General features: G+C 72.5%; 1 protein-coding gene. It reads right to left on the bottom strand.

What is annotated here, in order from left to right; genetic code table 11:
• The coding region (locus tag ACTQW0_RS08540; RefSeq protein WP_441567792.1) for a transposase at positions 1 to 371 on the bottom strand (371 nt) is incomplete at both ends.

The raw sequence follows: 371 nt of genomic DNA, 5'->3' as shown, positions 1-371 counted from the left end.
GCAGTCGCGCATGAGGTGGACCGCGCAGCGCTGCCACGCGGCGCCCTGGAAGACCTCGCCGAGCGCCCGGACGAGCCCCGGGTGGGCGTCCGAGACGACGAGCCGCACGCCAGCCGCCCCGCGCGAGCGGATAGCCCGCAGGAAGGCGAGCCACGAGTCGTAAGACTCGGTGTCAACCACGTCGACACCAAGGACGCGCCTCCAGCCGCCCGCATCGCAGCCGATGGCGGTGACCACGGCGGTGGAGGCGACGCGCCCCTCGCGGCGGCACTTGACGTAGGTCGCGTCGAGCCAGACGTAGGGCACCGGCGAGCCGTCGAGCGGCCTTCCGCACAGATCCTCGATGTCTGCGTCCAGGCTCGAGGCGATTG

It is taken from the genome of Collinsella sp. LCP19S3_B7, assembly GCF_052121795.1.
Taxonomy (GTDB): Bacteria; Actinomycetota; Coriobacteriia; order Coriobacteriales; family Coriobacteriaceae; genus Collinsella.
Note: the sequence above shows the minus strand (reverse complement) of the source record. Positions and strands in the feature narration are given on the sequence as shown.